The organism is Sphingomonas sp. Leaf25, from assembly GCF_001421635.1.
In the GTDB taxonomy this organism is placed as follows: domain Bacteria; phylum Pseudomonadota; class Alphaproteobacteria; order Sphingomonadales; family Sphingomonadaceae; genus Sphingomonas.
In genome coordinates this window covers 1-26,275 of the sequence record NZ_LMKU01000027.1, presented here as the reverse complement: position 1 = coordinate 26,275, position 26,275 = coordinate 1, and the positions used below count along the sequence as shown (strand labels likewise).

At 64.8% G+C, this 26,275-nt stretch carries 23 protein-coding genes; 13 read left to right on the top strand and 10 right to left on the bottom strand.

Annotated elements, in window-relative coordinates:
• From ASE78_RS10520 to ASE78_RS10505, 4 genes are all read right to left on the bottom strand, one after another.
• Entirely contained in the window at positions 1–1,107 is a 1,107-nt protein-coding gene (locus tag ASE78_RS10520) for a maleylacetate reductase (protein WP_056496731.1), read from the bottom strand.
• Positions 1,108–1,310: 203 nt separating this feature from the next.
• Positions 1,311–2,678 carry a carbohydrate porin gene (locus ASE78_RS10515; protein ID WP_082467145.1) on the bottom strand — a complete coding sequence of 456 codons (1,368 nt, stop codon included), beginning with the start codon at positions 2,676–2,678 and terminating at the stop codon, positions 1,311–1,313.
• 157 nt (positions 2,679–2,835) lie between these two features.
• Positions 2,836–3,237 carry a Dabb family protein gene (locus ASE78_RS10510; protein WP_200911034.1) on the bottom strand — a complete coding sequence of 134 codons (402 nt, stop codon included), beginning with the start codon at positions 3,235–3,237 and terminating at the stop codon, positions 2,836–2,838.
• Positions 3,238–3,424: 187 nt separating this feature from the next.
• Positions 3,425–4,339: a LysR family transcriptional regulator gene (locus ASE78_RS10505; protein WP_056496725.1), complete on the bottom strand. Its 915-nt coding sequence runs from the start codon at positions 4,337–4,339 to the stop codon at positions 3,425–3,427.
• A gap of 130 nt (positions 4,340–4,469) precedes the next feature.
• On the opposite strand from ASE78_RS10505, the gene ASE78_RS10500 reads away from it, so the two are divergent.
• Positions 4,470–5,612: a zinc-binding dehydrogenase gene (locus tag ASE78_RS10500; protein ID WP_200911033.1), complete on the top strand. Its 1,143-nt coding sequence runs from the start codon at positions 4,470–4,472 to the stop codon at positions 5,610–5,612.
• Between the two features lie 106 nt (positions 5,613–5,718).
• Positions 5,719–7,002 (top strand): sugar MFS transporter, encoded by a 1,284-nt coding sequence (locus ASE78_RS10495; RefSeq protein ID WP_082467144.1) that lies wholly within the window; start codon positions 5,719–5,721, stop codon positions 7,000–7,002.
• Positions 7,003–7,070: 68 nt separating this feature from the next.
• On the opposite strand, the gene ASE78_RS10490 is transcribed toward ASE78_RS10495, so the two are convergent.
• Positions 7,071–7,979 carry a LysR family transcriptional regulator gene (locus tag ASE78_RS10490; protein WP_056496722.1) on the bottom strand — a complete coding sequence of 303 codons (909 nt, stop codon included), beginning with the start codon at positions 7,977–7,979 and terminating at the stop codon, positions 7,071–7,073.
• Positions 7,980–8,078: 99 nt separating this feature from the next.
• Between ASE78_RS10490 and ASE78_RS10485 the strand changes: the two genes are divergently transcribed.
• The 7 genes from ASE78_RS10485 to ASE78_RS18315 all read left to right on the top strand — a co-directional run bounded on the left by ASE78_RS10485 (position 8,079) and on the right by ASE78_RS18315 (position 15,828).
• Positions 8,079–8,963, top strand: a complete 885-nt coding sequence (locus ASE78_RS10485) for a sugar phosphate isomerase/epimerase family protein (protein WP_156351454.1) — start codon at positions 8,079–8,081, stop codon at positions 8,961–8,963.
• Between the two features lie 49 nt (positions 8,964–9,012).
• Positions 9,013–9,999 (top strand): LLM class oxidoreductase, encoded by a 987-nt coding sequence (locus ASE78_RS10480; protein WP_056496719.1) that lies wholly within the window; start codon positions 9,013–9,015, stop codon positions 9,997–9,999.
• The gene (locus ASE78_RS10475) at positions 9,992–10,636 is read left to right on the top strand and encodes a cytochrome b (RefSeq protein WP_200911032.1); all 645 of its coding nucleotides are present in this window, start codon (positions 9,992–9,994) and stop codon (positions 10,634–10,636) included. The genes ASE78_RS10480 and ASE78_RS10475 overlap by 8 nt, the downstream gene beginning before the upstream one ends.
• A complete protein-coding gene (locus ASE78_RS10470) occupies positions 10,633–11,196 on the top strand; it encodes an NADPH-dependent FMN reductase (RefSeq protein WP_056496715.1) in 564 nt (187 codons plus the stop codon). The genes ASE78_RS10475 and ASE78_RS10470 overlap by 4 nt, the downstream gene beginning before the upstream one ends.
• Before the next feature lie 10 nt (positions 11,197–11,206).
• Positions 11,207–12,442: a multidrug effflux MFS transporter gene (locus ASE78_RS10465; RefSeq protein ID WP_056496713.1), complete on the top strand. Its 1,236-nt coding sequence runs from the start codon at positions 11,207–11,209 to the stop codon at positions 12,440–12,442.
• Entirely contained in the window at positions 12,439–14,805 is a 2,367-nt protein-coding gene (locus ASE78_RS10460) for a membrane-bound PQQ-dependent dehydrogenase, glucose/quinate/shikimate family (protein WP_056496710.1), read from the top strand. The genes ASE78_RS10465 and ASE78_RS10460 overlap by 4 nt, the downstream gene beginning before the upstream one ends.
• A gap of 271 nt (positions 14,806–15,076) precedes the next feature.
• Positions 15,077–15,828, top strand: a protein-coding gene (locus ASE78_RS18315; protein ID WP_156351455.1) for an IS5 family transposase whose coding sequence is annotated in 2 segments (ribosomal slippage) — positions 15,077–15,413 and positions 15,413–15,828 — 753 coding nt in all. Because the reading frame shifts where the segments join, the coding sequence is not laid out codon by codon here.
• Between the two features lie 20 nt (positions 15,829–15,848).
• Here ASE78_RS18315 and ASE78_RS18705 read toward each other — a convergent pair.
• From ASE78_RS18705 to ASE78_RS10430, 5 genes are all read right to left on the bottom strand, one after another.
• Complete coding sequence (locus ASE78_RS18705) at positions 15,849–16,085, bottom strand: alpha-hydroxy-acid oxidizing protein (protein WP_235515009.1); 237 nt, start codon at positions 16,083–16,085, stop codon at positions 15,849–15,851.
• Positions 16,086–16,162: 77 nt separating this feature from the next.
• Complete coding sequence (locus tag ASE78_RS10445) at positions 16,163–16,789, bottom strand: MobA/MobL family protein (RefSeq protein WP_056496699.1); 627 nt, start codon at positions 16,787–16,789, stop codon at positions 16,163–16,165.
• A gap of 127 nt (positions 16,790–16,916) precedes the next feature.
• Positions 16,917–17,558, bottom strand: coding sequence for a hypothetical protein (locus tag ASE78_RS10440; protein WP_156351452.1), 642 nt, complete (start codon positions 17,556–17,558; stop codon positions 16,917–16,919).
• 102 nt (positions 17,559–17,660) lie between these two features.
• Positions 17,661–18,590, bottom strand: a complete 930-nt coding sequence (locus ASE78_RS10435; protein WP_082467142.1) for a hypothetical protein — start codon at positions 18,588–18,590, stop codon at positions 17,661–17,663.
• Between the two features lie 117 nt (positions 18,591–18,707).
• Positions 18,708–21,365 (bottom strand): hypothetical protein, encoded by a 2,658-nt coding sequence (locus tag ASE78_RS10430; RefSeq protein ID WP_056496690.1) that lies wholly within the window; start codon positions 21,363–21,365, stop codon positions 18,708–18,710.
• Between the two features lie 587 nt (positions 21,366–21,952).
• On the opposite strand from ASE78_RS10430, the gene ASE78_RS10425 reads away from it, so the two are divergent.
• The 4 genes from ASE78_RS10425 to ASE78_RS10410 form a co-directional block, all read left to right on the top strand.
• Entirely contained in the window at positions 21,953–22,828 is an 876-nt protein-coding gene (locus tag ASE78_RS10425; protein WP_056496688.1) for a hypothetical protein, read from the top strand.
• Between the two features lie 2 nt (positions 22,829–22,830).
• Positions 22,831–23,115 carry a hypothetical protein gene (locus tag ASE78_RS10420; RefSeq protein WP_056496685.1) on the top strand — a complete coding sequence of 95 codons (285 nt, stop codon included), beginning with the start codon at positions 22,831–22,833 and terminating at the stop codon, positions 23,113–23,115.
• Entirely contained in the window at positions 23,112–25,475 is a 2,364-nt protein-coding gene (locus ASE78_RS10415) for a hypothetical protein (protein WP_056496682.1), read from the top strand. Before ASE78_RS10420 ends, ASE78_RS10415 begins: the two co-directional genes overlap by 4 nt.
• Positions 25,476–25,549: 74 nt before the next feature.
• Positions 25,550–26,275 (top strand): ParB/RepB/Spo0J family partition protein (locus tag ASE78_RS10410; RefSeq protein ID WP_162236491.1); only part of this gene is annotated, 726 nt, incomplete at its 3' end.

The following is a 26,275-nucleotide window of genomic DNA, read 5'->3' as shown; positions in this document are numbered from 1 at the left end:
TCATGCATCCTTGATGTTCGACCGACCGCCGTTGTCGTCTGCGGACGGGCGATCGCCCCGCCAGGCACGCGCGATCAGGTCTCGGATTGCAGCCTGCTCGAGCGGACGGGGATTCCAGTAGGGGTTGGCCAGAGCGCGGGTCGTCGCCTCGTCGATGGCGCTTTCGGCCATACCGAGGTCTGACAGCGAGCGCTTGGCCCCCACCTTGCCAGCAAGGTCGTAGAGCGCGGCGGCGGGGTCTTCGGTCTGGAGCGTCGATCGCAACTGCGCGATGACGTCCGGCACCACCGAGGCGTTGTACGCCAGCGCATGGGGCAGGACTACGGTGTGCGTCTCGGCATGCGGCAGGTCGAACGTCCCTCCCAGCGTATGACACAGCTTGTGATGGATCGACATGCCCACCGAGCCAAGACAGGTGCCGCACAACCATGCCCCATACAGCGCGGCCGACCGAGCCGCGCGATCCGACGGGTCGATCGTGATGGCGGGCAGCGCTTCGTAGAGCGCACGGATCGCCTCGAGCGCCATCATCGTGACGATGGGATTGCGATCCTCGGCATAGAGCGCCTCGACGGCGTGCGCGATCGCGTTGATGCCGCTCGTCCCCGACAGAGCCGGTGGCAGGGTCATGGTCAGGTCGACGTCGTAGATCACGACCTCGGGCAGGATCCGCGGGCTGGACTGCGTGACCTTGCCGCCATCCTTCGTTTCCCCCAGGATCGGCGTCATCTCCGACCCGGCATAGGTCGTCGGGATCACGATTTGCGGAAGATCGGTGCGCAGCGCGATGGCCTTGCTCAGTCCGATCGTGGACCCTCCGCCGATCGCTACGATACCGTCCGCCCCGCTCGTGGACATGATCTCGAGCGCCTGTTGGGTGATGTCGACCGGCGTGTGCATGACCGCGCCGCTGAAGATCCCGGCGGTTCGCCCCGCGAGCAATTGCGCGACTCTCTCCGCCGAATCTTTCTGCGGGGCAGTGGACAGAACGAGGAGCCTGCTCAGCGACAGGCGCTCCGCCTCCGACGCCACCTGTCGGAGCGTACCCGACCCGAACACTACCCGGCTCGGGTTTGCGGTGTAGGTAAAGCTCGTGATTGCCGGCATCGTCCTGCTCCATCCGCACGCATCCAGGCGCACATCACCGCGTCGGGCGCGGCATTGTTTCGAAGCATCTGACCATTGCAGCTTCATAGGGTCAACAGGGCAATTGCGATGTATTGTCCCGATGGGCGGGAAAGCGCATTTGATTGATCGGGACAATATACCGCGGACTCGAAGGCTTCGTGATCGACCGGACCAGCCCCTGCTCAAAGCGACAGGGACGTCTTCATTCCGATCGCCACGACGTTGTGGCGGTCCGATCTGCCGCCTGGGGAAATACCCCACTGCACGTTCGGCGAGAATTTGAGACCAGGAGCCGGCACAATCCGGTAGTCGAGTTCGATCACGTACTCAGAGCCGAGCCCGAGGGTCGCCGGGCCAGCGACCCGACGTTCCACGGCACTGTACCTGGGATTGGTCTGGGTTCTCGCAACGGCGACCGCGAACTGATCGTTGGGCCTCGACGCGAACGGGCCTGTCCAGGTTGCGCCGGTCGCGATCTGACTGTCGACGAGGCTGGTCCGACGATCGAACTGCACGATATTGAAGAACACCGAAAGCCCATTCCGGCCGAGGCCTTCGGGCGACGGCGTGATCTGTTGCTCGATCTGGACATGAAAGCCATATCGGCCCCGAACCGCACGGCCGGCCTGCCCGGTCGCGAGGATTGGTTGACCTTCGCCGTCGTAGGCGACGTCCGTCGTCCTCGACGTCTCGTACCATGCCCCGATCTTGTACGAGCCGGGGCGGTCTCCGCCCAGATCGGGGAAGATCGCGGCTTCGACGGGAAGGAGCACGCCGGTCCCGCCGGCGAACCCGAGCCGGAAGCCGTTCGTGGGATCGGTCGTACGCGGGTTGGTCTGATAGACACCCGCCTGGATGTAGCCACGCAACGATTTGCCATTGAGGTTCACCCGGCCAAGCCCCGCCCAGGTACTCACCGGTCCATCGTAGAAATAGGTATAGCCATAGGGCAGCGTGCCTTGCGGCGCGTTGCAGAAGCTCAGGTTCATGAAGTCGCAGCCGAACGCGCCGAAGTCATTCCCGACAGGCAATCGCCCGGCCTTCATGGTCAAGGCTCCGTTCAGGAGCGTCTGTTCGTACGATGCCTGTGTCAGTCGAAAGACATTGCCGCGACCGGTGGCTTCCTGGACCTGCTGATACAGACCGAGGTTCTCCTTCGCGGTCAGATTGACGCCGTGCCGCTTGGTGATCGTCAGCTGGAACTTGCCACCGGAGAGCCCCGCCAGCCGATAGAGGTCAAGACCGGCGCCGAAATAGGCTTGGCCGATGGTGGTCAGGCTATGGCCCGTTCCCCCTGCCAGGTTGGTTGCCGTCTGGTTGCCATAGCCGATTTGGAGATCGATGCCCTGCCGGTAGAGATCGAGCCGTACACCGCCCCAGTCGCCCAGAACCCCTTGCGTCATCCCCGGCTCCACAGAGGCGGGAACGGGATTGGATTGCGAGGGTGCGGGATCGGGCGTCGATGCCTGCGGCGCGTTCGTCTGCGCGGAGGCGGACGCAACCTGTATCAGGACGATTGCCGGCAGCGACCACAACACGGTCTTTCTCATGTCTCTCTCCAGATTCCGCCTCTATCGGGCGTTCCCAATGGGTGTCTTCAATATTTCGCGGCGTGCAGGACGCTCAGTGCAGCATGATCAACCGTCGTTTCGCGACGGATATACTGCGCGAGACACTATTGCGCATCGAGATCGCGGGTCGCTTTATTCAACTATGGTGGTAGTCGACTTGATGACGCGCCGTGCGAACGCCGGCCAACTGGTCCCGCAGCGACAGATGCGCGGGGTGCACCGTATAGGCGTCGAGCGATGCCTGATCCTCGAACTCGGTATAGAGCACGACGTCGCAGGCATAGTCGATCCGGCTGTGGTCCACGCCGACCTCGACCACGATCAGGCCGGGGATCCGCCCCTGCAGCGACTCGAAGCCATTCTTGACCAAGGCGATCGACCGGCGTCGCTCGTCGGGCGTGTCCGAACGCACGTTCCACATGACGATATGCTTGACGCGAAGCGACGTGATCGTCGCGGATTCCCTGGATCGGATCGCCGACATCCCTGCTGGCTGCACCAGCGTGGACTCTTCGCCGTCATGCTCGAAAGCGCTCATTCCCGAATCCGCCTGTTGCTCGTGGTTCTGGCCAGAAGCGTAGCGGTCGTCCGGAACGGATTAAGCCACTTGAGCGGGAAACACTTTCCCGCATTGCCATGCGACACGCCATTTTGCTGCATCTGCACAGGAGTTACGCAATCGCAGCATTGGATCTTTCAGGTTCGATCAATTCCCGCGATCGGGCTCAGCGCGTCCAGCGCGCTTCGTAATTCCGATCCTGGAAATCCGCCGCGAGATAGTCGATGAAAAGTCGTACCTTCGCAGGAAGGTGGGCACGTGCCGGATAGGCGATATTCACCGTCAATCTGGGAAGATCCCAATCGTCGAGCACCCGGACGAGACGCCCCTCGGCGAGTTCAGTCTCGATGATGTAGGTTGGCTGCGCCAATATCCCCATGTCGTGGAGTGCGGCACGCTTGATAATCTGACCATCATTCGACGTCAGGAAAGCGTTCACCGTGACGGTGCTCGCTTCCCCGTTTCGCCGCAGCCGAAATTCGTTGGGCCGGTCGGCAAGATTGTAGATCAGCATCTTGTGGTTTCGGAGATCGAGCGGCTCCCTCGGTGTGCCATGTTTCTCGAGATAGGCCGGGGACGCCGCCAGCAGGCGGCGCGTCTCCGCAAGTCGGCGAATGGTAACCGATGAATCCGCTTCGACGCGACGCGTCCGTATCGCGATGTCGACGTCGTTTTCGATGATGTCGTAGTATCGGTTCGACGCCACCAACTCGACGGTCAGTTCCGGGTACATCGCGGTGAACCTCGGCAAGATCGGCTCGAGATGTTCCAGACAGAATGAAAGAGATGCGCTGATCCTGAGGTTGCCGGTCGGCTTGAGCACAATCTCGCGGATCGAGGCCTCGGCCTCCGACAGGCCCGCGAGCAGTTCCTGTGCACGGGCGTGAAAGCGTTGCCCCGCCTCGGTCAAAGCCAAGCGGCGGGTCGTCCGGTTGATCAGTCGCGCATCCAGTCGATCTTCCAGCGACGCAAGATGACGGCTCGCCGCAGACGTCGACATGCCCATCCGCTCAGCCGCCTGGGTCAGACTTTTAAGGTCGGCCGCATGCACGAACAATTGCAGTTCAGCCCAACGATCCAAGAGTCCTCCTGTCCAAACTCACCGAAATTGCTGCGGCGCACCATGATCATGCCGCGCGGCGGGACAGTGTTTCCCGCTAGCCCGGCTTTTCCCGCACACTCGTTCAATCTAGCCTGCATGTCGATAGGTAGTGACGGTCGCTTGGTACGACCGGAGCCATCCAAACGATCAAACCGGATCCAACCGGCGTTTTAGGAGAGTGATTGTGAAGGCCATCCGCTTTTACGGGCAGCACGATGTACGGTTGGACGAGATCGATGGCGATCTTGACCCGGGTTCTGGCGAAGTGCTGATTGCCCCTACCCTCATCGGCATATGCGGGACCGATCTCCACGAGTTCGAGTCCGGCCCCATCTTCATTCCGCGCACGCCCCATCCCTATGGCGGTGCCCAACTTCCGCAGATCATCGGTCACGAATTCAGTGCCAAGGTGGTGCGGTGCGGGCCGGGCGTTGTCGGACTTAGGGAAGGCCAGCGGGTTTCCATCCAGCCGCAGCTCGGTGCGAAAAACGACTATTTCGGCTCGCGCGACCTCTGTTTCCTCGGCAAGCAATCCGCCGTCGTCGGCCTGACGTGGAAATGGGGCGGCATGGCCGAACGCGCCATCGTGCCGGATTATTGCTGCATCCCGATGCCGGACGACGTGACCGACGTGCAGGGTGCGATGGTCGAGCCGACGGCGTGCGCGGTCCACGCGATCGATCGTGCCAGCGTCCGTCCGGGAAGCAGCGTCCTCATTACCGGGGCCGGTTCGATCGGTGCGCTCGCCACGATGGCGGCGAAGGCGGCGGGTGCGACCCGGATCATCGTCAGCGAAGTCAACCCGAACCGGCGTCGGCGCATCGAGCAGCTCGCCATCGCCACGGCGGTCCTCGATCCGCGCTCGCCCGATTTTGGCGAAACCGTACGGTCGTTCACGCAGGAAGGCGTCGGGGTCGACGCCGCCATCGAATGTTCGGGCAACCGCGCCGCGTTCCAGAACTGCCTCGACCAGCTCCGCCCCCAGGGCATCATGGTGCAGGTCGGCCTGTCCGGCGAGCCGTTCACGATCAACACGTTCGACCTGACGATGCGCGACATCACGCTGCGCGGGTCGCTCAACTACGAACTCAGCATGTGGCCGCGCATCTTCGAGATGATGCGCAGCGGTCTGCTCCCGGCCGAGAAGCTGATGGATGACATCATCCCGATGAAGGACATCGTCGAAGGTGGCTTCAACCGGCTCACCGATCCCGAAGGTGCCAGTATGAAGATCCTCGTCGGGGTCGACTGACGATCGGCTGAGCGCATGAGCGCACGCCGAACAGGCCAAGAAAACCGACGGGTTCACCCCGCACCCCACGCCCGCGATCGCGGCGCATCTGAGAGAGGATATACGAATGGCGCTCGCGTCCGGCAGTCCGCAGTTCAGCCACATCGACACGGGAGGACGGAGCCTGCGGATGCCGTTCGTCATCGTCACCAGCCTCTTTCTCCTGTGGGGGCTCGCCTATGGCCTCCTCGATGTGCTCAACAAGCATTTCCAGGAGGCGCTGCACGTCGGCAAGGCGGAGAGTGCGTGGCTTCAGGTCGCCTATTTCGGGGCCTACTTCGTCGTATCCTGGCCGGCCGGCCAGATCATGACGAAGCTTGGCTACAAGCGCGGCATCCTCATCGGACTGGGCCTGTATGCACTGGGCGCGTTCCTGTTCATCCCGGCCGCCTGGATGCGCAGCTTCCCGTTCTTCGTCGGCAGCCTTTTCGTGCTGGCGAGCGGCCTGACCTGCATCGAGACGGCGGCAAATCCGTACGTCACGGTACTGGGGCCGCCCGAGACGTCGGAGCGTCGCCTCAACCTCGCCCAGACGTTCAACGGCGTCGGCAGCTTCATCGCGCCGCTGCTGGGCGCCATGCTGTTCTTCAACATCGCCGAAGGTCCGCAAGCGGGTCTGGGCGGCGTCCAGATCGTCTATGCCGGCATCGGCATCCTGGTGCTCGTGATCGCGGTGATCGTCAGCCGCATGTGGCTTCCTGAGATCCACGAGGCCGATACGCTGGTCCATGACGACGAGCCTGCGACGTCGCTGCTCCACCAGCGCCATTTCACCATCGGGGTCTTCACCCAGTGGGTGAACATCGCGGGCCAGGTCGCGATCGGTGCGTTCTTCATCAACCTCGTGGTCGAGAACTGGCAGGGGTTCACGTCGGCCGACGCGGCCTATCTGCTCTCCGTCGGCATGGCGTTGTTCCTGCTCGGCCGGATCGTCGCGACCAGCCTGATGGGCAGGTTCTCGCCGCGCTCGATCCTAACTTTCTATGGTTGCGCCAACGTCGTCCTGACGCTGATCGTCACAGCCGACATCCCCAAGGTCTCATCGGTAGCGCTCACCGCGACGTTCTTCTTCGCCTCCGCCACCTTCCCGACCATCTTCTCGTTGGGCGTGAAGGGGCTGGGCGCGCAGACGAAGCGCGCAGGCGCCGCGATGGTCGCGGCCGTCTCGGGCGGCGCGATCCTGCCGCCCATCATGGGCATGACCGCGGAGCGCTGGGGCGTGGCGCCCTCCTACCTGCTCGTCACGCTGTGCTACGCGATGGTGGCACTGTACGGCTGGAAATACTCCAAGCCCCTGCCGCCGAAGGTGAAAGGTCGGATGTCGGCGATGGCGCTCGCCTCCGAAACCTGATCTCGATGCGAGCCTCCAATGGGCGCCCTGTGGATGGCGGAGCGGCTCTTCGTTGGAGGACGAGCCTGTCAGTCGAACGTACCGGCTTGCGCCTCGGCCTTCAGGACATCGACGATGAACCGCAGCTTCGGGCTGAGATGACGATTGCCCGGCCAGACGGCGTATACCGGTATCGGCGGCCCTTCGAAATCGTCGAGGACGCGCACCAGATTCCCGGTCTCGATATGATGGCGGACCAGTGACTCCGGCATCTCCGAAATTCCGGCTCCTCCCAACGTCATGGACACGATGGCGTCTCCGTCGCCGATCTGGTGGCTCGCTGGCGGCGCAAAGCGCACCGCCTTGCCATTGCGAGTGACGACCCACTGAAGGGGGGAGCCAAGCCGGTAGCCCACGATACACGCATGATCGGCAAGAGCGTCTGGGTCCGCAGGAACCCCGCGCTCGGCGATATAGCTGGGGGCAGCACAGATCATCCGGCGCTGCTCGGTCAGCTTCCTTGCGATCAGGCCCGAGCTATCCGGGCTTTCTCCAAACCTGATGACCAGATCGACGCCCTCTTCCGTGGGATCGATGACCCGATCGTTGAAGCTGAGCGTCAGGTGCAGGGCAATATGCTCCCTGACGATACGAGTGAGCAGGGGGACTAGCTTATGCCGTCCAAAGGCAGCGGCAAGATCGATGTGCAAGCGACCGCTGGGTCCTCCACTCGTCCCGCCGATCACGGCCTCGGCCTCCGCGATGCCGTCCAGCGCCGCGCCACAGCTGGCGAGATAGGCCTGGCCATCGGATGTCAGCGTCAGCTTCCGGGTGCTGCGATGGAACAGCTTGGTGCCGAGGCGTTCCTCGAGCCGGGACACGCTCTTCCCCACGGCGGATTTGCTGATCCCCAGTCGCTTGCCGGCGGCCGTGAAACTGCCTGCCCGGGCCGCCTCCACAAACGCGACGACGCCGCTCAGTGATTCCAAACCCGTCATTGTAAACCTTATGGCTACGCAGAAGCGACATTGCCCCGGCTAATCGTAGCTCCTTGCTACTATATATTTGGTCCAGCACGATCGAAAAGGACGAAGCCCGTGGCCAATATTCCTGACCTTTACGCAGCCTACTTCACGCTGGCTGGCGACGTTTATCCATTCGGTCCGACCGAAGTGAGCCCGTTCTCCTTCAAGGATCGCGTCGAAGCGGCGGCGCGGGCGGGTTGGAAGGGTCTCGGTCTGATCCACGAAGACATCCAGGTTACCGATGCCAAGATCGGCATGAAGGAGATGCGCAATATCCTCGAGCAGAACGACATGAAACATGTCGAACTCGAGTTCCTGCCGGACTGGTTCCGCACGGATGACCGCCGCGAAGCGTCCGACAAGTTCCGCCGGGAAATCCTTGCGATGGCCGAGGCGCTCGGCGCCCGTGACGTCAAGATCGCGCCGGGTCTGGGCCGCGATATCGGCCATCCGAGCGCTGATGAGCTGACCCCACCGATCGATCAGATGACCGAAGCCTTCGCTCAGGTCTGCAAGGACGCGGCCGAGCATGGGACCGGGATCGTCATGGAAATCATGCCGTTCGGCAACGTCAACACGATCGCGAATGCCCGCAAGATCGTCGAAGGCGCCAATCAGCCTAACGGTGGCATTCTTCTCGATATCTGGCACCTCGCTCGTGGCAACCAGGACTTCGATCTCATTCGCGACATCCCAGGCGAGTTTATCGGCTCGATCGAACTCGACGATGCGCCGCTGGTGATGGAGTCCGAAACCCTCTGGGACGATACCATCTACAAGCGCCGCCTCCCCGGCGAAGGCGAGCTGGACATGAAGTCGTTCATCGCCGCGGTCCGGTCGACCGGCTTCGACAAGGCCTGGGGTGTGGAAATCCTGTCGGACACGTTCCGCAAGCTTCCCCTCGATGTGATGGCTCAGAAGGCGTTCGACGCCACGGCCGCGCAATTCAAGGACTGATCACGCTTCCGGCTCGCTTCGCGCGGGCCGGAGCCTGTCGAGAGTTTCTATGACACGTGAGCTCCCTGCCGATATCGCCAGCCTGCCTGGTTACGCCCGCGTGTTCGAACGCGGGCGGCTCACGCTTGGCCTGATGGCGCCGATCGAAGGCTATCCGGGCCGTCCGGGGCCGACGCTTCACGATCATGCCGCGCTTGTCCGGCAGGCCGATCGACTTGGGTTCGCCGCGATCTGGGCGCGGGATGTCCCCTTCTACGATCCACGGTTCGGCGACGTGGGACAGATCCTCGATCCGATGATCTACCTGGGCTGGCTGGCGGCTCATACGCGAGAGATCGCCATTGGTACCGCAGGGATCGTCCTGCCGCTGCGCGACCCCGTGCTGGTCGCCAAACAGGCCGCCAGCGTCGATCAGCTTCTGGGCGGCCGCTTCATCCTTGGGCTGTCCTCCGGCGATCGTCCGACGGAATACCCCGCCATGGGCCGGGAATTCGATGACCGGGCCGATCGCTTCCGCGAGGCACGCCAGATCATCGACAGGTTGACGACCACCAGCTTCCCGAGCTTCACCACGCGCCATTATGGAACCTTCGATGGGGGCCTCGACCTTGTTCCCAAGCCGGTAGGGCCACGCCTGCCCACGGTGGCGATCGGGCGCGGCGGTCAGGATTTCGCATGGCTCTATGCGAACATGGACGCCTGGATCTGGCACCTGAGCGATTTCGCCAAGCTGCCCGACGTCATCGGGCAATGGCATGCCGTTGGCGAAGCGCAGGGTCTTGCCTACAAGCCTTACGGCTACAGCACGTTCTTCGAGCTGGCCGAAGATCCCGATACGCCGCTGCAATATGCGCACGGCATCCGCATCGGCCGCCATGCCTTTGTCGAACTGCTACACCGCCAGCAACGCGAAGGCGTGTGTCACCTGGCCATCAATTTGCGCCCCTCGCGCCGTCCCTCCAGCGAAGTGCTCGACGAACTCGCCGAATTCGTCCTGCCGCATTTCCCTTCCGTGCGGGGCAACGCGGATGCGTGATCGCAAGCTCAACCGTGTGGCTACCATGCGCAATGACACTGATCCAGGCCTGCCCGTCCAAGCGGGGCACTATACGGGCGTTGCCAAGTCGCTGCATTGGCTCATGGCGGCGATCTGGATCACGGCCTGGGTTCTCGGGATCACAGCAGTCTACTGCCGCGACGAACTCAATCCTCATCACGCCGTCACGATCGCGCACAAGGCGATCGCCAGCACGATCCTCTTCCTCGTCGTGCTTCGCGTGGCCTGGCGCCTGACGCACCGCCCGCCCGAACTCCCGTCGTCCATGAGCAGGAGGATGAGACTTGCGGCACATGCGGGCCACATCGCGCTCTACGCGCTCGCGTTGATCGCCTTGCCTGTTTCAGGCTGGGTCTGGAGCTCTGTCGCCGATAAACCCGTCATGACCCTCTGGCTGCTGCATCTTCCGCCGCTGACGACGCCTAGCCTTGGGTCCTATGGCACGGCGAAGCTGGTCCATGTGACGCTCGCATGGAGCATGGGTGCCATGGTTGGGGGCCATATCCTGATCGCCCTCAAACATTACTTCGCCGACAAGGACGGCGTGCTCGAGGGGATGCTTCCCCGGACGAGCACCCGACGCTCCTGGCTCCCGCAAATTCGGAGATCATCATGACCGGTACGAAACCACTCCACTTCGTGTGCCTGCTGGGCAGCCTCCGCCAGGGCTCCTTGAACGCGGCGATCGCCAACAGTCTCGGCGAACTTGCGCCGGACGGCGTCACGATATCCCTGCTCGGATCGGTCCGCGACCTGCCGCACTACGACGCCGATCTCCAGGCCGAAGGCTTTCCCCCCGCCGTCCTGGCGATGGCGGAGCAGATCGCCGCGGCCGACGGCGTCGTGATCGTCAGCCCCGAATACAACTACTCGGTGCCCGGCGCGCTCAAGAACGCACTGGACTGGCTTTCGCGCGTGTCGCCGCAGCCGTTCGCCGGCAAGCCGGTGGCAATCCAGTCGGCGTCGCCGGGTGCTCTGGGCGGTGCGCGCATGCAATATCATCTGCGCCAGGTCCTCGTTTTCCTCGATGCCTATGTTCTCAACAAGCCTGAGGTCATGGTCGGCCAGGCGGCGTCGAAGATCGAAGTCGCCAGGCTCACGGATGATGGCACCCGCGCATTCATCTCCGGACAGATCGAGGCGCTGGCGGCGCTTGCACGGAGACTGCAGGAGTGATCCGGTGACGATGAGGACACAAGGGGCGTCGTTCGCGATCTTTCTTGGCGCCCTGGCCGCACTGCCTCCGATCGCGATCGACATGGTGCTTCCCGCGCTTGGCACCATGGAGCGTGATCTCGGCGCCGCTCAGGGGCGTGCGGGCCTAACGCTCAGCGTCTTCATGGCGGGGTTCGCCTTCAGCCCCATCGTTTATGGACCGCTGGCCGACCGCAAGGGGCGGCGACCCATGCTCATGGTCGGGCTCGTGTTGTTCGTCATTGGCGGTTTTGCCGCGACCATCGCGTCGTCCATGCCATTGCTGCTGGCCGCACGCCTTGTCCAGGGCGCCGGAGCCGGGGCCGGCATGACGATCGCCATGGCTATCGTCCGCGATCTCTTCAAAGGTCGCGCGGCGCAAACCCGGCTTGCGGTCATCACCATCGTTGCCAATGTCGCACCGATCCTGGCGCCGGCGATCGGCGCTGGTCTCATGATACCGATAGGATGGCGCGGGATCTACGGCGTGACGGCGCTTTGCGGCCTCCTGCTTTTGCTGGTGGTCTCCCTGAGCCTGGCCGAGACGCTGCGCCCCACCACAGGCAAGCTTCCCCCGCTCGTCCGCAAACTCATGGCGGACTACAGGACCGTCTTGTCCCATCGCGGCGTGGTCTCCCACATCGTCCTGAATGCTTTGGGCTTCGGATGGATGTTCGCCTACGTTTCCGGCTCGTCGCTCCTGTTCATGGACGTCCTGGGGCTGAGCGGCGGCTATTATGCGGGTGCGTTTGCGTGCACGGGCGCGGGCATCGTCATCGGGGCGATCCTGAATGGACGGCTCGCTACTATCGGCGTCAGGTCGCAGGCCCTTCTTGAAGCAGGCGTGATCGCCGCGACGCTGGCAGGCCTTGCGCTCACCGTCCTGGCCGTCACCGACCGGATCAGCGTGCTCGGCGTGCTACCTCTGCTTGTGATCGTGACCGGTGCCTTCGGGATGGTCGCGCCCAGTGCGGCGCATGGAGCCTTGGAACCGGTGCCCGACCAGGCTGGCGTCGCCGGCGGCGTCCTCACCTCGCTGCAGATGCTGTCGGGGGCGCTGGCAAGCTCGCTCGTGTCCCTCCTGTTCCCGCACTTCGGCGTGCTTGCGATGACCAGCATCATATCGGTTCTCGCCATCCTGGGCCTCGTGCTGGTGGCGACCATGAAAAGCACACTGCCCACCGACGAGCGGCCGGCACCCTTCCTCCAACCAGGTTCAACGCGATGAAGACAGAAAAAGACATCGGCCGAGCACCGGCCGTAGTGATGGCATATGCCATGATCGAAGGGCTGATCGGCATCGCGCTGCTCGTTGGCGGAGGGCGGCTAATTACTCTCGGCGGGTCGATGTTCTATGCCGCTTACGGTCTGCTGCTCGTGTTGTCCGCCAGCTTCCTTTTCCGCCGCCACAATTACGGTGTCATTATCGGCGCCGTCGCGTTCGTGCTTGCGGTCGCATGGAGCTTTGTCGAAGCCGGTTTCGACTTCTGGCAGTGGGTTCCGCGCATCGGCATCCCATTGGTGCTTGCGATCGGATTGGCGCTCGTCACACCTCGCATCCGGCCTTCCAACGCACCGGCCAAGGTGCCCGCGCGCTGGGTGGCAGGGTTGCTGGCGGTGGGTCTCGTGGGAGGCATCTGCCTGGCCTTCGTACCGTTGCCGCTGGTGGCGCCAAGCACGTCCGGATCGCCGCTGCGCTCCGCGCAGCAGGACGACAAGGACTGGGCCGCCTACGGCCGCACGCCGGACGGCACGCGATATGCTCCGGCAAACCAGATCACGCCTGCGAATGTCGGCAAGCTGCAGGTCGCATGGACATTCCACACCGGCGAAGTCGCCAAGGATGGCGCCGAAGACCAGAACACGCCGCTGCAGATCGGCGACAAACTCTATGTCTGCACGCCCCGGAACCAGGTCATCGCCCTTGACGCCGACCAGGGAACCGAGACGTGGCGCTTCAACCCGCACTCGGAATCTCCGGTCTGGCAGCGATGCCGCGGGCTGGCTTACCACGCGGCGAGCGTGAGCAGCGGCCAGATGTGCAGCAAACGGATCTACATGGCGACGAACGACGCGCGTCTCTTCGCGATCGACGCGGAGACCGGCAAGCTCTGCAACGACTTCGGCGCGAGCGGCACCGTCGATCTGAAGCGCGGAATGGGGACGGCCGAGCCCGGTGTCTACTCCCAGACGTCCGCGCCGACGATCGCCGGAGACCTGATTGTCGTCGGCGGGCGCGTGTACGACAATATTTCCGTCGGTGAGCCATCGGGCGTCGTGCGCGCATTCGACGCACGCACCGGCAAGCTGGCCTGGGCCTATGACATCGGAAACTCGAGTCTGACGGGCGAGCCAGCCGAAGGCCAGACCTATACGCGCGGTACGCCGAACGTCTGGGCAGCGCCGGCCGTCGATGAGAAACTCGGTCTGATCTACCTTCCGACCGGTAACAGCACCCCGGATTTCTGGGGAGCCGAGCGCACGCCGGCAGAGGACAGCCATTCCTCGTCCGTCGTCGCCCTGGACTACCGGACCGGGCGCGAACGCTGGGTTTTCCAGACGACCCATCATGACCTGTGGGATTACGACGTGCCGGCCCAGCCTACGCTCTACGACGTTCCTGACGGCAAGGGCGGTACACTGCCCGCGCTGATACAGGTCACGAAACGCGGCCAGATCTTCATGCTCGACCGGCGCAGCGGCAAACCGATCGCTCGTGTCGAAGAGCGCAAAGTGCCCAAGGGAGACGTTCCGGGCGAGCGCTATTCGGCCACTCAGCCTTTTTCCGTCGGCATGCCTGCAATAGGCGCCGATCCGCTCTCCGAACGGCGGATGTGGGGCATGAGCATGTTCGATCAGCTCTGGTGCCGCGTGGCGTTCAGGAAGCTGCGCTACGACGGGGACATGACGCCGCCCTCCATTCAGGGAACGCTCGAATGGCCGGGCTTCTACGGCGGAATGAACTGGGGGTCCGCCAGCGTCAACCGCACCAACGACTATCTGATCGTCAACGACATCCGGTTGGCGCAGGTCCTGCGATTGGTGCCTCGCGGCGAGACCGATCGCATCATCGCCTCCGCAAAAGGCAGCGGCGGCGCCGGACATGATGGCATCAACCCGCAGGGGGGCACGCCCTACGGCGCGCTTCTATCGGGCTTCATGTCCCCGCTTGGGGTGCCTTGCCAGAATCCTCCGTTCGGGACGATGACCGCCATCGATCTCAAGACCCGTCAGATCGTATGGCAGCGCCCGCTTGGCACCACGCAGGATACCGGGCCGCTCGGCTTCAAGACACATTTGCGCGTACCGATCGGCACGCCGACGCTTTCCGGGGCGCTTACGACGAGATCGGGGCTCATATTCTACACGGGCACGACCGATTACTACCTGCGCGCCATGGATGTGCGGACAGGCAAGGAGCTGCTGGCGAAGCGTATGCCGGTCGGTGGCCAGGCGACGCCGATGACCTTCGTCTCGCCACGCACGAAGCGCCAGTATGTCGTGGTCACGGCAGGGGGAGCACGCCAATCTCCCGATCGAGGTGACCTAATAATCGCCTTTGCTTTGCCCAAAGCCGGCGCGCGCCGCTGACGCGCAGCTCTTATCGCCAGCTAGCTTGATGCAGGCGCGATTACGCTGCACGGTTAGATCAGCACCCTGGAAATCAGGGGGCGTGATGGAATGCCTTGGCAATCCTCGTGCTTTCACGCGGATAACCCCTGTGAGCGCCTGTTGGCTGGACATCGCATCTCAACCCACACAATCTGTGCACCTGCTAGGCCGGATCGACATTCAGGATTCCCAAAGGAGTTGAAGGCTGATTGATAGGCATCCGTGTCGAGGCGCGGAGCGAGTGATGGGGATCAAGCGGTACGAGTTGAATGAGGCGCAGTGGTCGCGGATTGCGTTGTTGGTTCCAGGCAAGGCGGCTGATCCTGGCCGAACGGGTACGGATAACCGCCTGTTCGTAAACGGATGTTTGTGGGTATTGCGCTCTGGCGCGCACTGGTGTGACCTGCCGGAACGCTACGGCAAGTGGAAGACGGTGCACCGGCGTTTCAGCCGTTGGTGCCATGCCGGCGTCTGGGAACGGGTGTTCGAAGCACTGACGACCGACCGGGATAATCAGTATCTGATGATCGACAGCACGATCGTTCGCGCCCACCAGCAGTCGGCGAGCGGAAAAGGGGGGCCAAGGATCAGGCGCCGGGGCGTTCCCGAGGTGGACTGACGACCAAGGTTCACATGCTCGCCGACACGTTTGGCCGACCCTTGCGGTTCCGCATCACGCCTGGACAAGCCAGCGACATCGCCTCGGCGCCCGGCCTGCTCGAAGGACAGCGTGGCAAAGCGGTACTCGCCGACAAGGCGTATGATGGCAACGACTTGCGCAGCCAGATCGCAGCGATGCACGCCGAGGCGGTGATCCCGTCCAAGCGCAACCGCAAGATCGCCATCCCGCACGATGCCGGCATCTACAAACATCGCAACCAGATCGAACGGTGCTTCAGTCGCCTCAAGCATTTCCGCCGTTTCGCCACTCGCTACGACCGCCGTGTCGTCCACTTCACCGGCTTCGTCCATCTCGCCGCCGCTATGATCTGGCTACGATGAATGTCGATCCGGCCTAGGATTTAACGTGGGTATACCCTGTTTGTTCGCCACCCCGACGACATTATCGATCGAAGTCTGCCAAGGTGTTTCTCCCGATCTCGAACGGAACGACACGAGGTTAGAGCCATCGCGACCCGCACCTCGGCTTCGACGAGCTGCAACTTGTGCGACACGCTCTGCTCCCCCGCCGCGGCCAGCGCGTAACCCGGACCAACCAAGAATACCCTCAAGCGCGACCACGTCCACGTGAACTCCATGTCCGGCGCGGACCATCGTCTCCTCGGCTGCATTTGTCCGGGGCGTGCTCATGAGCACGCCCCGGACAATCCGCCTTTTAAGCCGCAAGCGCGTAGCTTGGCGGAAACAATCCGCTATGCGCCCACCATTTCTCCGCGAGCGCCTTGCGGGCACGCTCGGTGCGAATCCAGGTTTGGCGGATGCGGCCGACATCGACATGAGCGGCATCGAACACGCGCATCGTAATGAGCATGTGAACATGCGGCAGAATCTCGCGATCCCCGGTACCGTCCGGCTGATGGTGGATCGACCAGTCGACGACCATTCCCTGGACGGTCAGGTGATCTTCGCAGAATCCTTCGATCAGGTTGCGCCAGCCTGTGACACCTTCGTGAAGCGGCAGCGAGGCAACGCTGTGCGCGCACACCGGCTCGTCGGGCCGGTAGCGCGCAGCATGGCGATCCGCCTCGATCCACAGCTTGATCCCGTCCAGCGACGGATCATCGGCGCGGCGCGGCGCGCAGCGTCCGGTGGCGACGAGATCGGTGCGCCGCGACCAGTCGGGCGTCGGGCCGAAATCATCGATCCCGTGCTGGCGGTGGATATAGAGCCAGCTCGCCTTGGCCGTACGGTGGGTCCGCAGCAGTTCGGGCGTGTAGCGGGCACCGTGCTGCTGGACGGCATAGCGGGTGTGGAACGGACGGTCGGTGTAGAGGCTGGTCATAGCTGGTTCCTTCATTGATGTGGCCGCGGCCGTGGTTCCGGCGGCATGGTGCGGCAGGTTCAGAAGTTTTGCTGATTGGTCGGAGACACGGGCGGGCCGCGGGGACGGTGCTGGAGCAAGCCGGCGATCACCGATCCGCCTGCCCGTCCTGCGAACGGCTCATCCATTGCTCGAACGCTGCGGTGACAGCACCGGCGGCACCGTTGGCTTCGGCCAGCCAAAGCCGCCAGCTTGCGATCGCCAGCCCATCGACATGCGACGTCAGCAGCGACCGGTTGCCGAACGCCCAGGCGCTTTCGATGTCGAGCACGGTGAGTTCCGGAACCGCGATGCCGTGCCGTTCGGCAACGGCGATCAGCGGGCCTGCTCCGGCACCGCCGTGATGCACGGCGAGGTCGACGCTCGGCATCGTCACCAGTCGCGACAACCGGTTGAGGAATGCGCGGCAGATCTCGGGATCGCCGCTGGCACCTGCGTCCAGCAACGGCGGCACGATCCGCTGGGCGAGTTGCCACCCGATCACGATGCCGACCGGCGGCATCGCTTCGCTTGCCCAGGCGATGAGGACATCTTCGCTCTCACCTGCGCCAATGGCGTGCGAGCGCAGCGAGAAGCGCCAGTCGCCACTGGCATTGCGCTGGGCGATGAGCATGCCGATCGCCGCCAGATGCGACGTGAGCGGCGGCGGCGTGCGCGACACTGGCACTTCGACGGCGGCAATGGCGAGCGACACGAAACGGGAAACGATGGTCATGGTCGTGACTTTCATGGACGCGCCTCGTCGCACCGCCGGTGGACCGGCAGCGCGACGAGGCACGGGAAGTTGTCTGGGGAAGTGCCGGCGGTCAGCCGGCGGGCGTGGTCGCCTTGGTCAGTTGACGATGCGACCGCTGGCGAAGGCGCGTTCGTCGGCGTGCTGGATCACGCGCCGCTCGGCATCGCGGAGGGCTGCCTCAACCCGGTGAGCCAGCGCGCGCGGCCGCGCCCACAACGCGGGCGGACAGGTCGCAAACGTGGCGAGGTGCGCCAGCTCGGACGTGGTTTCGAGATAGCCGGCGAGGTCGGCGAGCGGCTCGGCGATCTTGCGTTCATCGTTCGTACGCGCCGCACACCAGTGGAGCCACAGGATGTAAGTCGCGACTACATCCTCACGCACGTAATCCGCGATCGATGCGATATCGCCTTCGTGCCACAGTGTGCCGACGTCGGACCCATGAACGCTGGTTTTGACCGGGATGGCGAGCGCGTTGCACAGTTCGATGAGCGGGACCTTGCGGGTGCCGCCATAGCCGCTGAACTGATCCGCCAGATCGCAATGGTCCGCGCCGTAGCGATGGGCACGGGCGTGGTGGCCAAGTCCCTGAAGTTCGAATTGCTGCGTGGCCATCGCCTGGATCTGGAGGACCGGCAGATCGAACCCGCGACCATTGTACGAGACGCTGGTCACCCCCTTGGAAAGCAGGCGGTCGACCTCGGCATAGAACTTCGCTTCCTCGCCGGGCAGGCAGATCAGCGTCTGGAAGTCGAAACGATAGCCGGTCGTGCTCCAGTCGGCGCGCAGGAACGCGGCGGCTACCGGCTTGTGGCGCGGCCAGGGCGGGAAGCTGCCGTCTTCCATTTCGGTATCGACGACGGTTTCGATGTCGAAAACGACCACATTCTCGGTGGCATGATCGTCGCTGGGGCGGCGGATGGGTTCGTGTCGCATGATTGACCTTTCACGTGGGTTGCGACCGAGAAGGTTCGAGGACGAGCTGAACTTCAGCTTTTTTTTCCCTCTTCCCTTCCCGATCACTTTCATTCGCGTCCACGCAGGTTCCGGCGCTGCCGGCGCCGCTTGGCCGCCCACGGCGGCTTTTCCGGACCCGCTCCCAGACGGGTCGGTCCGTGGGGTGCCGCAAGTTCCGCGCGGATCCGGTCACCTCGTCGGACCGCGTGCCAGGTCCGGGGGTGGGCGGACATTCGCCGCCGATGGGTCGCCGGTGCGGGCGGCAAACGCCTGGACGGCGTTAGCGACAGGCCGGGGCCATGTCGGTGCCCCGGCCTCGCGGCTTGCGCGCACCGTCTCGGCCACCAGCGCGGCGACGCGCTCGTCCTGACGCCAGGGGTGCAGCAGCGGCGCGAGCAGCGCCGGTGGACCGGGCAATGCCATCAGCCGGCCATCGTCGGCGAACACGATCTGGCGGGGATGTCGGCCAGCGAGCAGCAACAGCAGCAGCAGCGGATCGGACGGTTGGCCGCCGACCGGATCGAATGCGGCGACATGGGCATAGACGCTCTCGTCGCGGAACACCGGGGCGGACTCCTGCCGCCAGCCACCGAAACCGTCCGGGACTGGAGCCGCGAGGTTCGCCCCGACGGTACGGTGGGTGACACGCGCCTCGCGACGGCTTGCATCGTCGGCGTCATGCGCTTTGGCGATTGCCTGCCCCATCTCGAACACGTCGCGCTGGAACCCGGGATCGGTGGCCCAGCGGTCGAGCCGACGGACAAGGTCGGCAGACAGATCACGCGGCCAGAACCGGGTGCCATGTTTCGCGAACGCGAGCGGCCGCGCCGCCGCCTCGCGCGCCAGCTCGGCGACGACCTGCTGCTGATCCGCACGCAAGGCTCGCAGCGCCTGCTGTACTCCCGCCGCGTTCAACCAGTCCCATCCGACCCCGATTGCCTTCAGCGCCGGATAGTCGATCTCGACCTGTCGTTCCGGACCGCGATAGTCGGCAACATACGCGTCGATGGTTGCAAGCCGGGCGATGCGGGCGCGATCTTCGGCGTCAAGCACGGCGGCATCCGCCGGCGGGCGAGATCCCGCGTCAGCAGCAAGCTGAGCAAGCGCAGGCACGGCCACGAGCAAGGGGATGGTATCCAGCGTGGGCATCGTGTCGAGGCCCCGACCTGCGGTGGTCGTGTCACGCCTGCGCCGCCGCAATCGCGCTCGCCGAACCGCGGCGAGCGTGTCCAACAGCCGAACCGTCTGGTCCGCGCCCGGCGGCGCGGGTGTACGCTTTGCGGGCACGATCTCGACGGACGGACGCGGTCGGCGGCTGCCTGCACGCAATTGCGCCGAAACGACCGGTGTGACCAGCGCAGCGGGCGGACCAGCAACGCGAGGACGATGGGCGGTTTCGAGAACTTCTGCCGATACCGACGGTTTGCCCGCGCGCAAGAACGAGGCCTGCACGATCTTCCGCCCGGAGTGGCTCCACGATGCCGGGGACACCGAATTGGCCGGAGTGGATACCGAAGCCGTAGCGCTGTTCGCCTCGGATGACGTCAGCGTTGTGGCAGCATGGGCCGCCGCAGCCGGCACCATCTCGGATTGCCGGGTAGTGACGTCGGTCTGGATGGACTCAACGATGACTGCCGGCGCGTGCGGCTTCGTCGCCGTCAATGCAACGGTTGGAAGCCGGGAACCGGCGCTTGACCGAACAGCGGCGGGCTCGACCGGCAAGGCGGCACGGACCACGCGTTCCGGGACCGTACGCTCAACGTCCGGCTCGAGCCGCTTCAACGCCGCATCACGCACCGCGGTGAGCGCCGCAATCTTCTGGTCCGCATCGCGGATCGCCCGGCGTGCGGCGTTACGGGCGTTCTTGATCTGGTTGCGTCGCTCGGCCCGGACATCCCCGCCGCGCGCCACGATCGCCGAGCGCCCCTCCCCCAAATGTTCGCCCGCTTCGAGATCGAGACGGCGGGCGCCGTAGCCAAGCCCGGTATAGCGCCGGTTGCTGCCGGCCTGCTCGGCCGCAGTCGACATCGAATGTGCCCACATATGCCGAAGCATCTGGACGCCATCGCGACCGTCCAACTCGCCGCAGACCTCATCGGCGATGTCCCAGCAATAGGGCTCGACCCGGCGCGTCGGCCGCAGCGAAAAGGCGAGATGCGGATGGAAGTTGCGCGCGTCGCCATGCGCTGGCGGCCTATGGATCACAGCCGAATAGGGCAGGTCGAGCGGACCCAGCACGGTCGTGCAGAAGTGCGTCAGCGCAGCGATCATCTCCGCCTCGCTCATGTCGCTGTCGAAGGGCGCAATGCAGCGGATTTGGATCTTGGCATTGGCGCGGGTGCTTGCGTCCTCGACCGCCTGCCATGCAGCACCGATCTCGACCCAGTCGTCGCCCATGTTGCTGATGATGACCGGTTCGCCGTCTGCACCTAGCAGGACCGCTTCGTCGCGTACGTCATATTGCCAGTTGTCGCGGGCAACACCGCGGTAGAACCGCGGCGACTTGCGACCAACATAGCTCTGCTGCCAGATGACCCCCTTCATGCCCATTGCATCGGTCACCCACGACGACGCCGGCAGGGCGGTGTCGATGCCCCGGGGTACAGCCCTGATCGACCTGCTGATCACGCGCTTTGTAACCGGCGATGTGCGGGTTTGCGGCCTGTCCGGCTCGACCTGCACCTTGAACCGCGCCGCCCAGCGGATCGAGCCGCGATGAAGCTCGGCCAGCTCCTGCTGCACGGAGCGTGCTGCGGCGCGATCCTCGAGTGCCATCTGCAGCTCGACCGCCTTCTCTTGACGCTTGATCTTCGCCTGCTTGCGCGCTTCGGAACGCGCCTGGCGCATGACGATCCGGCAGTTCCCGGGCGTTGAAGGGATACAACTGCCATCGGGCAGGACGAGAAAGAACTCGAGGGGGGGTGGGGGGGAGACAGGGCCGGCGGAGCCGCCCGAATTGGCCGAAGGACAATTCATTTAATGCGCCCCCCACCTTCCAAACCAAAATGCCTCCCGTTTGTCGTCGTCCTGCTACCTCCAAACCTGATTGAGCTGTGTTGATGACCTGACACACCAATATACTTCGTCCGGATCGGGCAATCGGATTGGCGGATGCGGGACAGGACCATGGATCGAAGCATCGCCGATCATGATGCGTGCCAGCCATGGCGGTCCGGCGGGATCCAGGCGTTGCCGGCGCATCTGTCGCCAGGAAATTGGCCCGGTGGAAAAACGCCTATGCTTGCGCCGATGTCCAACACATAAGCTCGGGGCTGAGCACCCGCCCGGCAGATTGCCGGAGTCCGCCGATGCCCCCTGCCCCGACCACCCCTTCGCCGCAGTCCCGACACGCGCCGGTCCGCGTCAGTTTGCGGCCGCGACCGACATGGCTGACGCGCATGCAATGGTGGTCAGGCTGTCTCGAAGGAGACGCCATGATGTTCGACCCCCACCCGCCTGTCGACGACGCAGCACTCGTCGCATCGATCGACAACCTGCTCGCCGAAGCCGACACCGCACGCCAGCGCGCGGCAGATCAGATCACGACACTCAACGCCAGGCAGGCCGCACTCGAACATCACCCCCACTACCCCGGCTACATCGTCGGGGGCATGCTCCATGAGCGCGGGTTCAACGCCGGCCATCTCCTCGCGGTCCTCGGCGTACACGCACTCGACTGGCGCGATATGCTCGCCCGGCTTGCCGACGCTTCGGTCGATGACGACGCCGCCGACCTGATGCTGCCGCTACGCGTCGTCTGCGAGACGGACCCGATGCTGGAAGTCATCGGCGAACGCCTCGCGGACGAACGCGATCTGCTCAAGCACGGCCGCATCGATCCATTCTGGCTGAAGCGCCCGAAATTCGGACTTGGTCAGGCGGCGATGGTGTTCGGTCTCGAGCCGCGCCACGCCGATGGATATCGCGGACTGTATGCCCTGCCGCTCGCCGTCCTGCGCCGCGGGCTCGAGGACGTTGCCGTCAACCAGCGTGACCAGCAGTTCGGCGCCATGCTGGTGCCGGTCATCGAGGCAGGTGGCGAACGGCTCGCGCGTATCGGCCAGGCGGCGTTCCACCGCGATGCGGAGGCGCGCTACCTTGCCGATTGCGCGCGCTTCGATGCGCATCAGCGCCGCCACTGTGATCGACGCTGGCGCTGGAAACCGCCGCTGTCGCGCCAGGGCCATCTCGCCGTCACCACCGCGCAGGCAAAGGCGGTCGACCTGCCCGAAGCGCGCACGCGCGGCCACGCCGCCGCCTGGCTCGGCGACCACGACGCCAATTTGCGCTTCGCGAAGGAGGAGTCGTGACCATGGCCGGCACCACCATCACCGTCGCCGGCGTCACGGTTACCGACGTCACGCCCTACCGTGCGCAGCTGACCGCGACGCGGGCGCGGCTCGCCACCATCTACGCGGCGTTCAACCCGGCGCGGCCCGAACTGCTGCTCGCGCGCGAAGCCGAGATCGTCGAACTCGCCAACAACGCCGAGCGGCTTCGCGAGATCGTCGAACGCTGGGACGAGGCCGAGACCAGGCGCAACAACGTCCTCGCCGTGTGGGAACTGGTCAAGGCGTTCAAGGGGGACGACGCATGACCCCCGATCGTGCGCTCCACCGCGACCACCGCGAGGACATCGAGGCGTTGGCGCATCGCGGCCGGATCATCCTGCCCGCCGTTATCCTGCCCGACGGCACCGCCTCGCCCGACCAGGTGGCGATCGTGCCGCCGGGGGTCGACCTCGCCAGGGCGTTCCTGCCGCATCGCGAGTTGGCAGGCCCCCCGACAACCGGGCCGGGTGCAGCGATCGTTGGCACGCGCCAGCCTGAGATCACGCCCTATCTCCCAGGGTCTGGAACCGTCGTGTCCGACGACGCTCGTCATCGCCACATCACTCGCCCCCAGAGCCGTGACGCCATCCTCGCCTGGCTCTACGACATCACCGGCGTTCGCTATGCGCCGGCCGCCTTCTGGCGGGTCGCTGGCTGGGAGATCGGTTGGGTCGCAAACTGGCTCGACCGCCTGTTCACCGGTGGCACGATGGGCGAACTGATCGTTGCCGAGCGCCAGGCGGCGGCGGCGGTGCGCGCCGCGTGGATTGCCCATCAGGATCGTCGTACGCTCGACGCACCGCTCGTCGATACCGGCATCCTGCTCGCCGCACGCGCGGTGGTCGACATGCTCGCCGCTTTTCAACGCGCGATCGACGAGGCGCTGTGCGATCGTGCGGTTCGCGCAAAGCGGCACGCGATCGACGAGGCGCATGCCGCCATCCTGCAGCGGCTACGCGCATGCGTCAAAGCGATCGAACAGGCCGCAACCGGACCGACACTGGCCTGCGACCGCCACCGCAAGGCCGGACGGGCACTCGATCATGCCCGCGATATCGTCGACAGCATCGGGCTGTTCACCGCGGTCAGCGATCCGATCGGGGAGCGTGTCGTCCGCATCACCGAGGCGCTACCGACCAAGGGTCGCATGCCCCCACCGCTCGGCAGCCCGTTCGCTGCCGCCCTGAACGACGCCGCCACGCAACTCGAAGCAGTGATCGCCGCCGGGCATGTGCCGGTCACCCCGGCAAGCTGGTGCGAGGAGGCCACCGGCGATCTCAGCCGGTTGTGCGATGCCGATCCGCAGGCACGCCACGCGGTGCTGGCACCGGTGCGGACCGATCTGGTCTACAAGCTCGTCGTCACCCGTCGGCTCGACCGCCTCTTCGAGGCGCTGCCGTGGATGGCGGCACCGTCCGGCGCATTCCGGCAGACCTATGGCGGTCCGCTGGGTGCGGTCGGCAGCCTGTTCGAGATCGCCCGGCATAAAGAAGTCGCGCTCGAGCTGACCAACCGTACCTTCGACAGCGCTTCTGGCCCGCGGCTCGATACCCACCGCGGCAAGCGCGAATATCGTGACCCGGCCAAGGTCCGTCGCGCGCTGCGCCTTGGCACCCGCGCCGGGTTCTGGCTCGCGACCAGCGCGTTGTCGCATCACATGGTACAGGCATTTCTCGCCGGTAAAAGGTTCGATCCCGCCCACCCGCTGCCAACGCTGCAAGCGGGTCGCCTCGACTGGTCGTTCGAGCGAGCGATGCACGATCCGGCGACGATGGCCGATGTCACCCGTACCGAATTGGCCAAGCCGATCTACGCTTCGAGCGGCTATCGCCGCGATCTCGCTGTCTACATGGGGTTGGGAACGGCTGATCTGCTGGCCGCCCTCCTGATCGACGCCTTTCCCGGCGAGCTCCGCGGTCCCGGATGCAACGCCTTTACCAGGCGCGCGGACGATCGGCGCGAGGCTGTCGATGTTCAGACCAACCCTTTCTCGGGCGAGAATTTCAGCGCTGCCAGTCGCGAGCTGCTGCGCTCCATGCTCAAGTCGCTCGACACCCCGACCGACGGCATCGATGACGACTGGCGATCTGGCGCGACAGTGAACCGTTATCCCAACGACCTTGAACTCCGCCGTTTCGACGATCGTCATGAAGCACACAACGGTCACAGGATCAGCAACGGCAGTGCCGTTCGTCGCCGCGCTTCGGAGATGCGCAAATCGCACGGCGACCCCGGCAAATCATTGCGGAACCTGGTCGCTCGCGCACGCAGCTGGATTGCCGGCGGCTATAGCGACGACCGGCCACTCGTCGCGGTGTTATCGGGGCGAAGCCGTCTGGGCGTTCTGACGCCGGTTGCGCAAACGAGCGTCCCTGCGCTGTGGTTCTTCCCCGGCATCGACACGCCGATCCACGACTGGATCGCTGATACTGCCCCGATGTGGCAGCCGCTGGCGCTCGGCAACGTCGTCCATGGCGGACTCGTCGCGCGCGAAGTGCAGGCGGTAGCGAAGGCGATGCCGCTGCTGTTCGGGATGCCGGTTGCGCCTGCACTGCGCCGGCGCATCCTGGTGCCGCTCTGGACGGGCCTCGCCACCGTCACCTCGGATCACGCGCATGTCCGCTGATGCGAACGACCGACATGGCTGACGCGCATTTGGACCGAGCATGAAGGTCGTGTCGAACGAAAGGAAACATCGGCATGACCGAACAATTGCCGCTCCAGCCCCGCAAGGGCACCACCCGCGTGATCCAGGTCGACCCGACCTCGGTGCGCATCTCGCCGCTCAACCCCCGCGTCCACACCCCGCACGACGCCGACGGGATCGCGCGCCTCGCCGCCGAGATCAAGGCGGTCGGTCAGATCAACGACGGCCACGGCGAAGCCGCGCAGGACGGTATCATCGAACTGCTCGCCGGCTCGCGCCGCTGCGCCGCCTGCGTGGTTGCCGGTCTGCCGATCCGCATCCGCGTGCATGCCGAGCTGTCGCGCGCCGAGGCGATTGCCATCGCCTATCGCGACGACCGCGAGGCAGTGACGCCCTGCTTCTGGGACCTCGCCGGTGGCTGGGCCGCGCTGACCGACCAGCGCACGTTCAAGACCGACACCGATCTTGCCCAGTCGGTCGGTATCGACAAGGGGACGCTCAGCCGTGGGCTCGCGTTCCGCAAGGCACCCGACGCCATCTTGGACGCGTTCGCTGATCGTCGCCAGATCAGCCTCAGCCAGTGGATCGACCTGGCACCTTTGGTCGAGGATCCGGACACCCGCGCCCGGCTCGTCGATCGCGCCGCGCTCATCGCCGGTAAGGGCTATGCCGCCCCGCGCGTCGCCGCCGAGCTCAAGGCCGCCGCCGCCGGCAAGACTGAAGCGTCCCGGGTTTCCTGGAGGCATTTAGGTTTGGGTCATGCGGCCATATCGAGTTCC

Bases quoted from the DNA above. Each gene is read 5' to 3' on its own strand.
- ASE78_RS10435 (WP_082467142.1), bottom strand. From the start codon at position 18,590: ATGAAAGTGATCGGGAAGGGAAGAGGGAAAAAAAAGCTGAAGTTCAGC.
- ASE78_RS10495 (WP_082467144.1), top strand. From the start codon at position 5,719: ATGGCGCTCGCGTCCGGCAGTCCGCAGTTCAGCCACATCGACACGGGA.
- ASE78_RS10515 (WP_082467145.1), bottom strand. From the start codon at position 2,678: ATGAGAAAGACCGTGTTGTGGTCGCTGCCGGCAATCGTCCTGATACAG.
- ASE78_RS10475 (WP_200911032.1), top strand. From the start codon at position 9,992: ATGCGTGATCGCAAGCTCAACCGTGTGGCTACCATGCGCAATGACACT.
- ASE78_RS10445 (WP_056496699.1), bottom strand. From the start codon at position 16,789: ATGACCAGCCTCTACACCGACCGTCCGTTCCACACCCGCTATGCCGTC.
- ASE78_RS10520 (WP_056496731.1), bottom strand. From the start codon at position 1,107: ATGCCGGCAATCACGAGCTTTACCTACACCGCAAACCCGAGCCGGGTA.
- ASE78_RS10425 (WP_056496688.1), top strand. From the start codon at position 21,953: ATGATGTTCGACCCCCACCCGCCTGTCGACGACGCAGCACTCGTCGCA.
- ASE78_RS10430 (WP_056496690.1), bottom strand. From the start codon at position 21,365: ATGCGCCAGGCGCGTTCCGAAGCGCGCAAGCAGGCGAAGATCAAGCGT.
- ASE78_RS10420 (WP_056496685.1), top strand. From the start codon at position 22,831: ATGGCCGGCACCACCATCACCGTCGCCGGCGTCACGGTTACCGACGTC.
- ASE78_RS18705 (WP_235515009.1), bottom strand. From the start codon at position 16,085: ATGGAGTTCACGTGGACGTGGTCGCGCTTGAGGGTATTCTTGGTTGGT.
- ASE78_RS10510 (WP_200911034.1), bottom strand. From the start codon at position 3,237: ATGAGCGCTTTCGAGCATGACGGCGAAGAGTCCACGCTGGTGCAGCCA.
- ASE78_RS10415 (WP_056496682.1), top strand. From the start codon at position 23,112: ATGACCCCCGATCGTGCGCTCCACCGCGACCACCGCGAGGACATCGAG.
- ASE78_RS10480 (WP_056496719.1), top strand. From the start codon at position 9,013: ATGACACGTGAGCTCCCTGCCGATATCGCCAGCCTGCCTGGTTACGCC.
- ASE78_RS10465 (WP_056496713.1), top strand. From the start codon at position 11,207: ATGAGGACACAAGGGGCGTCGTTCGCGATCTTTCTTGGCGCCCTGGCC.
- ASE78_RS10460 (WP_056496710.1), top strand. From the start codon at position 12,439: ATGAAGACAGAAAAAGACATCGGCCGAGCACCGGCCGTAGTGATGGCA.
- ASE78_RS10470 (WP_056496715.1), top strand. From the start codon at position 10,633: ATGACCGGTACGAAACCACTCCACTTCGTGTGCCTGCTGGGCAGCCTC.
- ASE78_RS10490 (WP_056496722.1), bottom strand. From the start codon at position 7,979: ATGACGGGTTTGGAATCACTGAGCGGCGTCGTCGCGTTTGTGGAGGCG.
- ASE78_RS10440 (WP_156351452.1), bottom strand. From the start codon at position 17,558: ATGAAAGTCACGACCATGACCATCGTTTCCCGTTTCGTGTCGCTCGCC.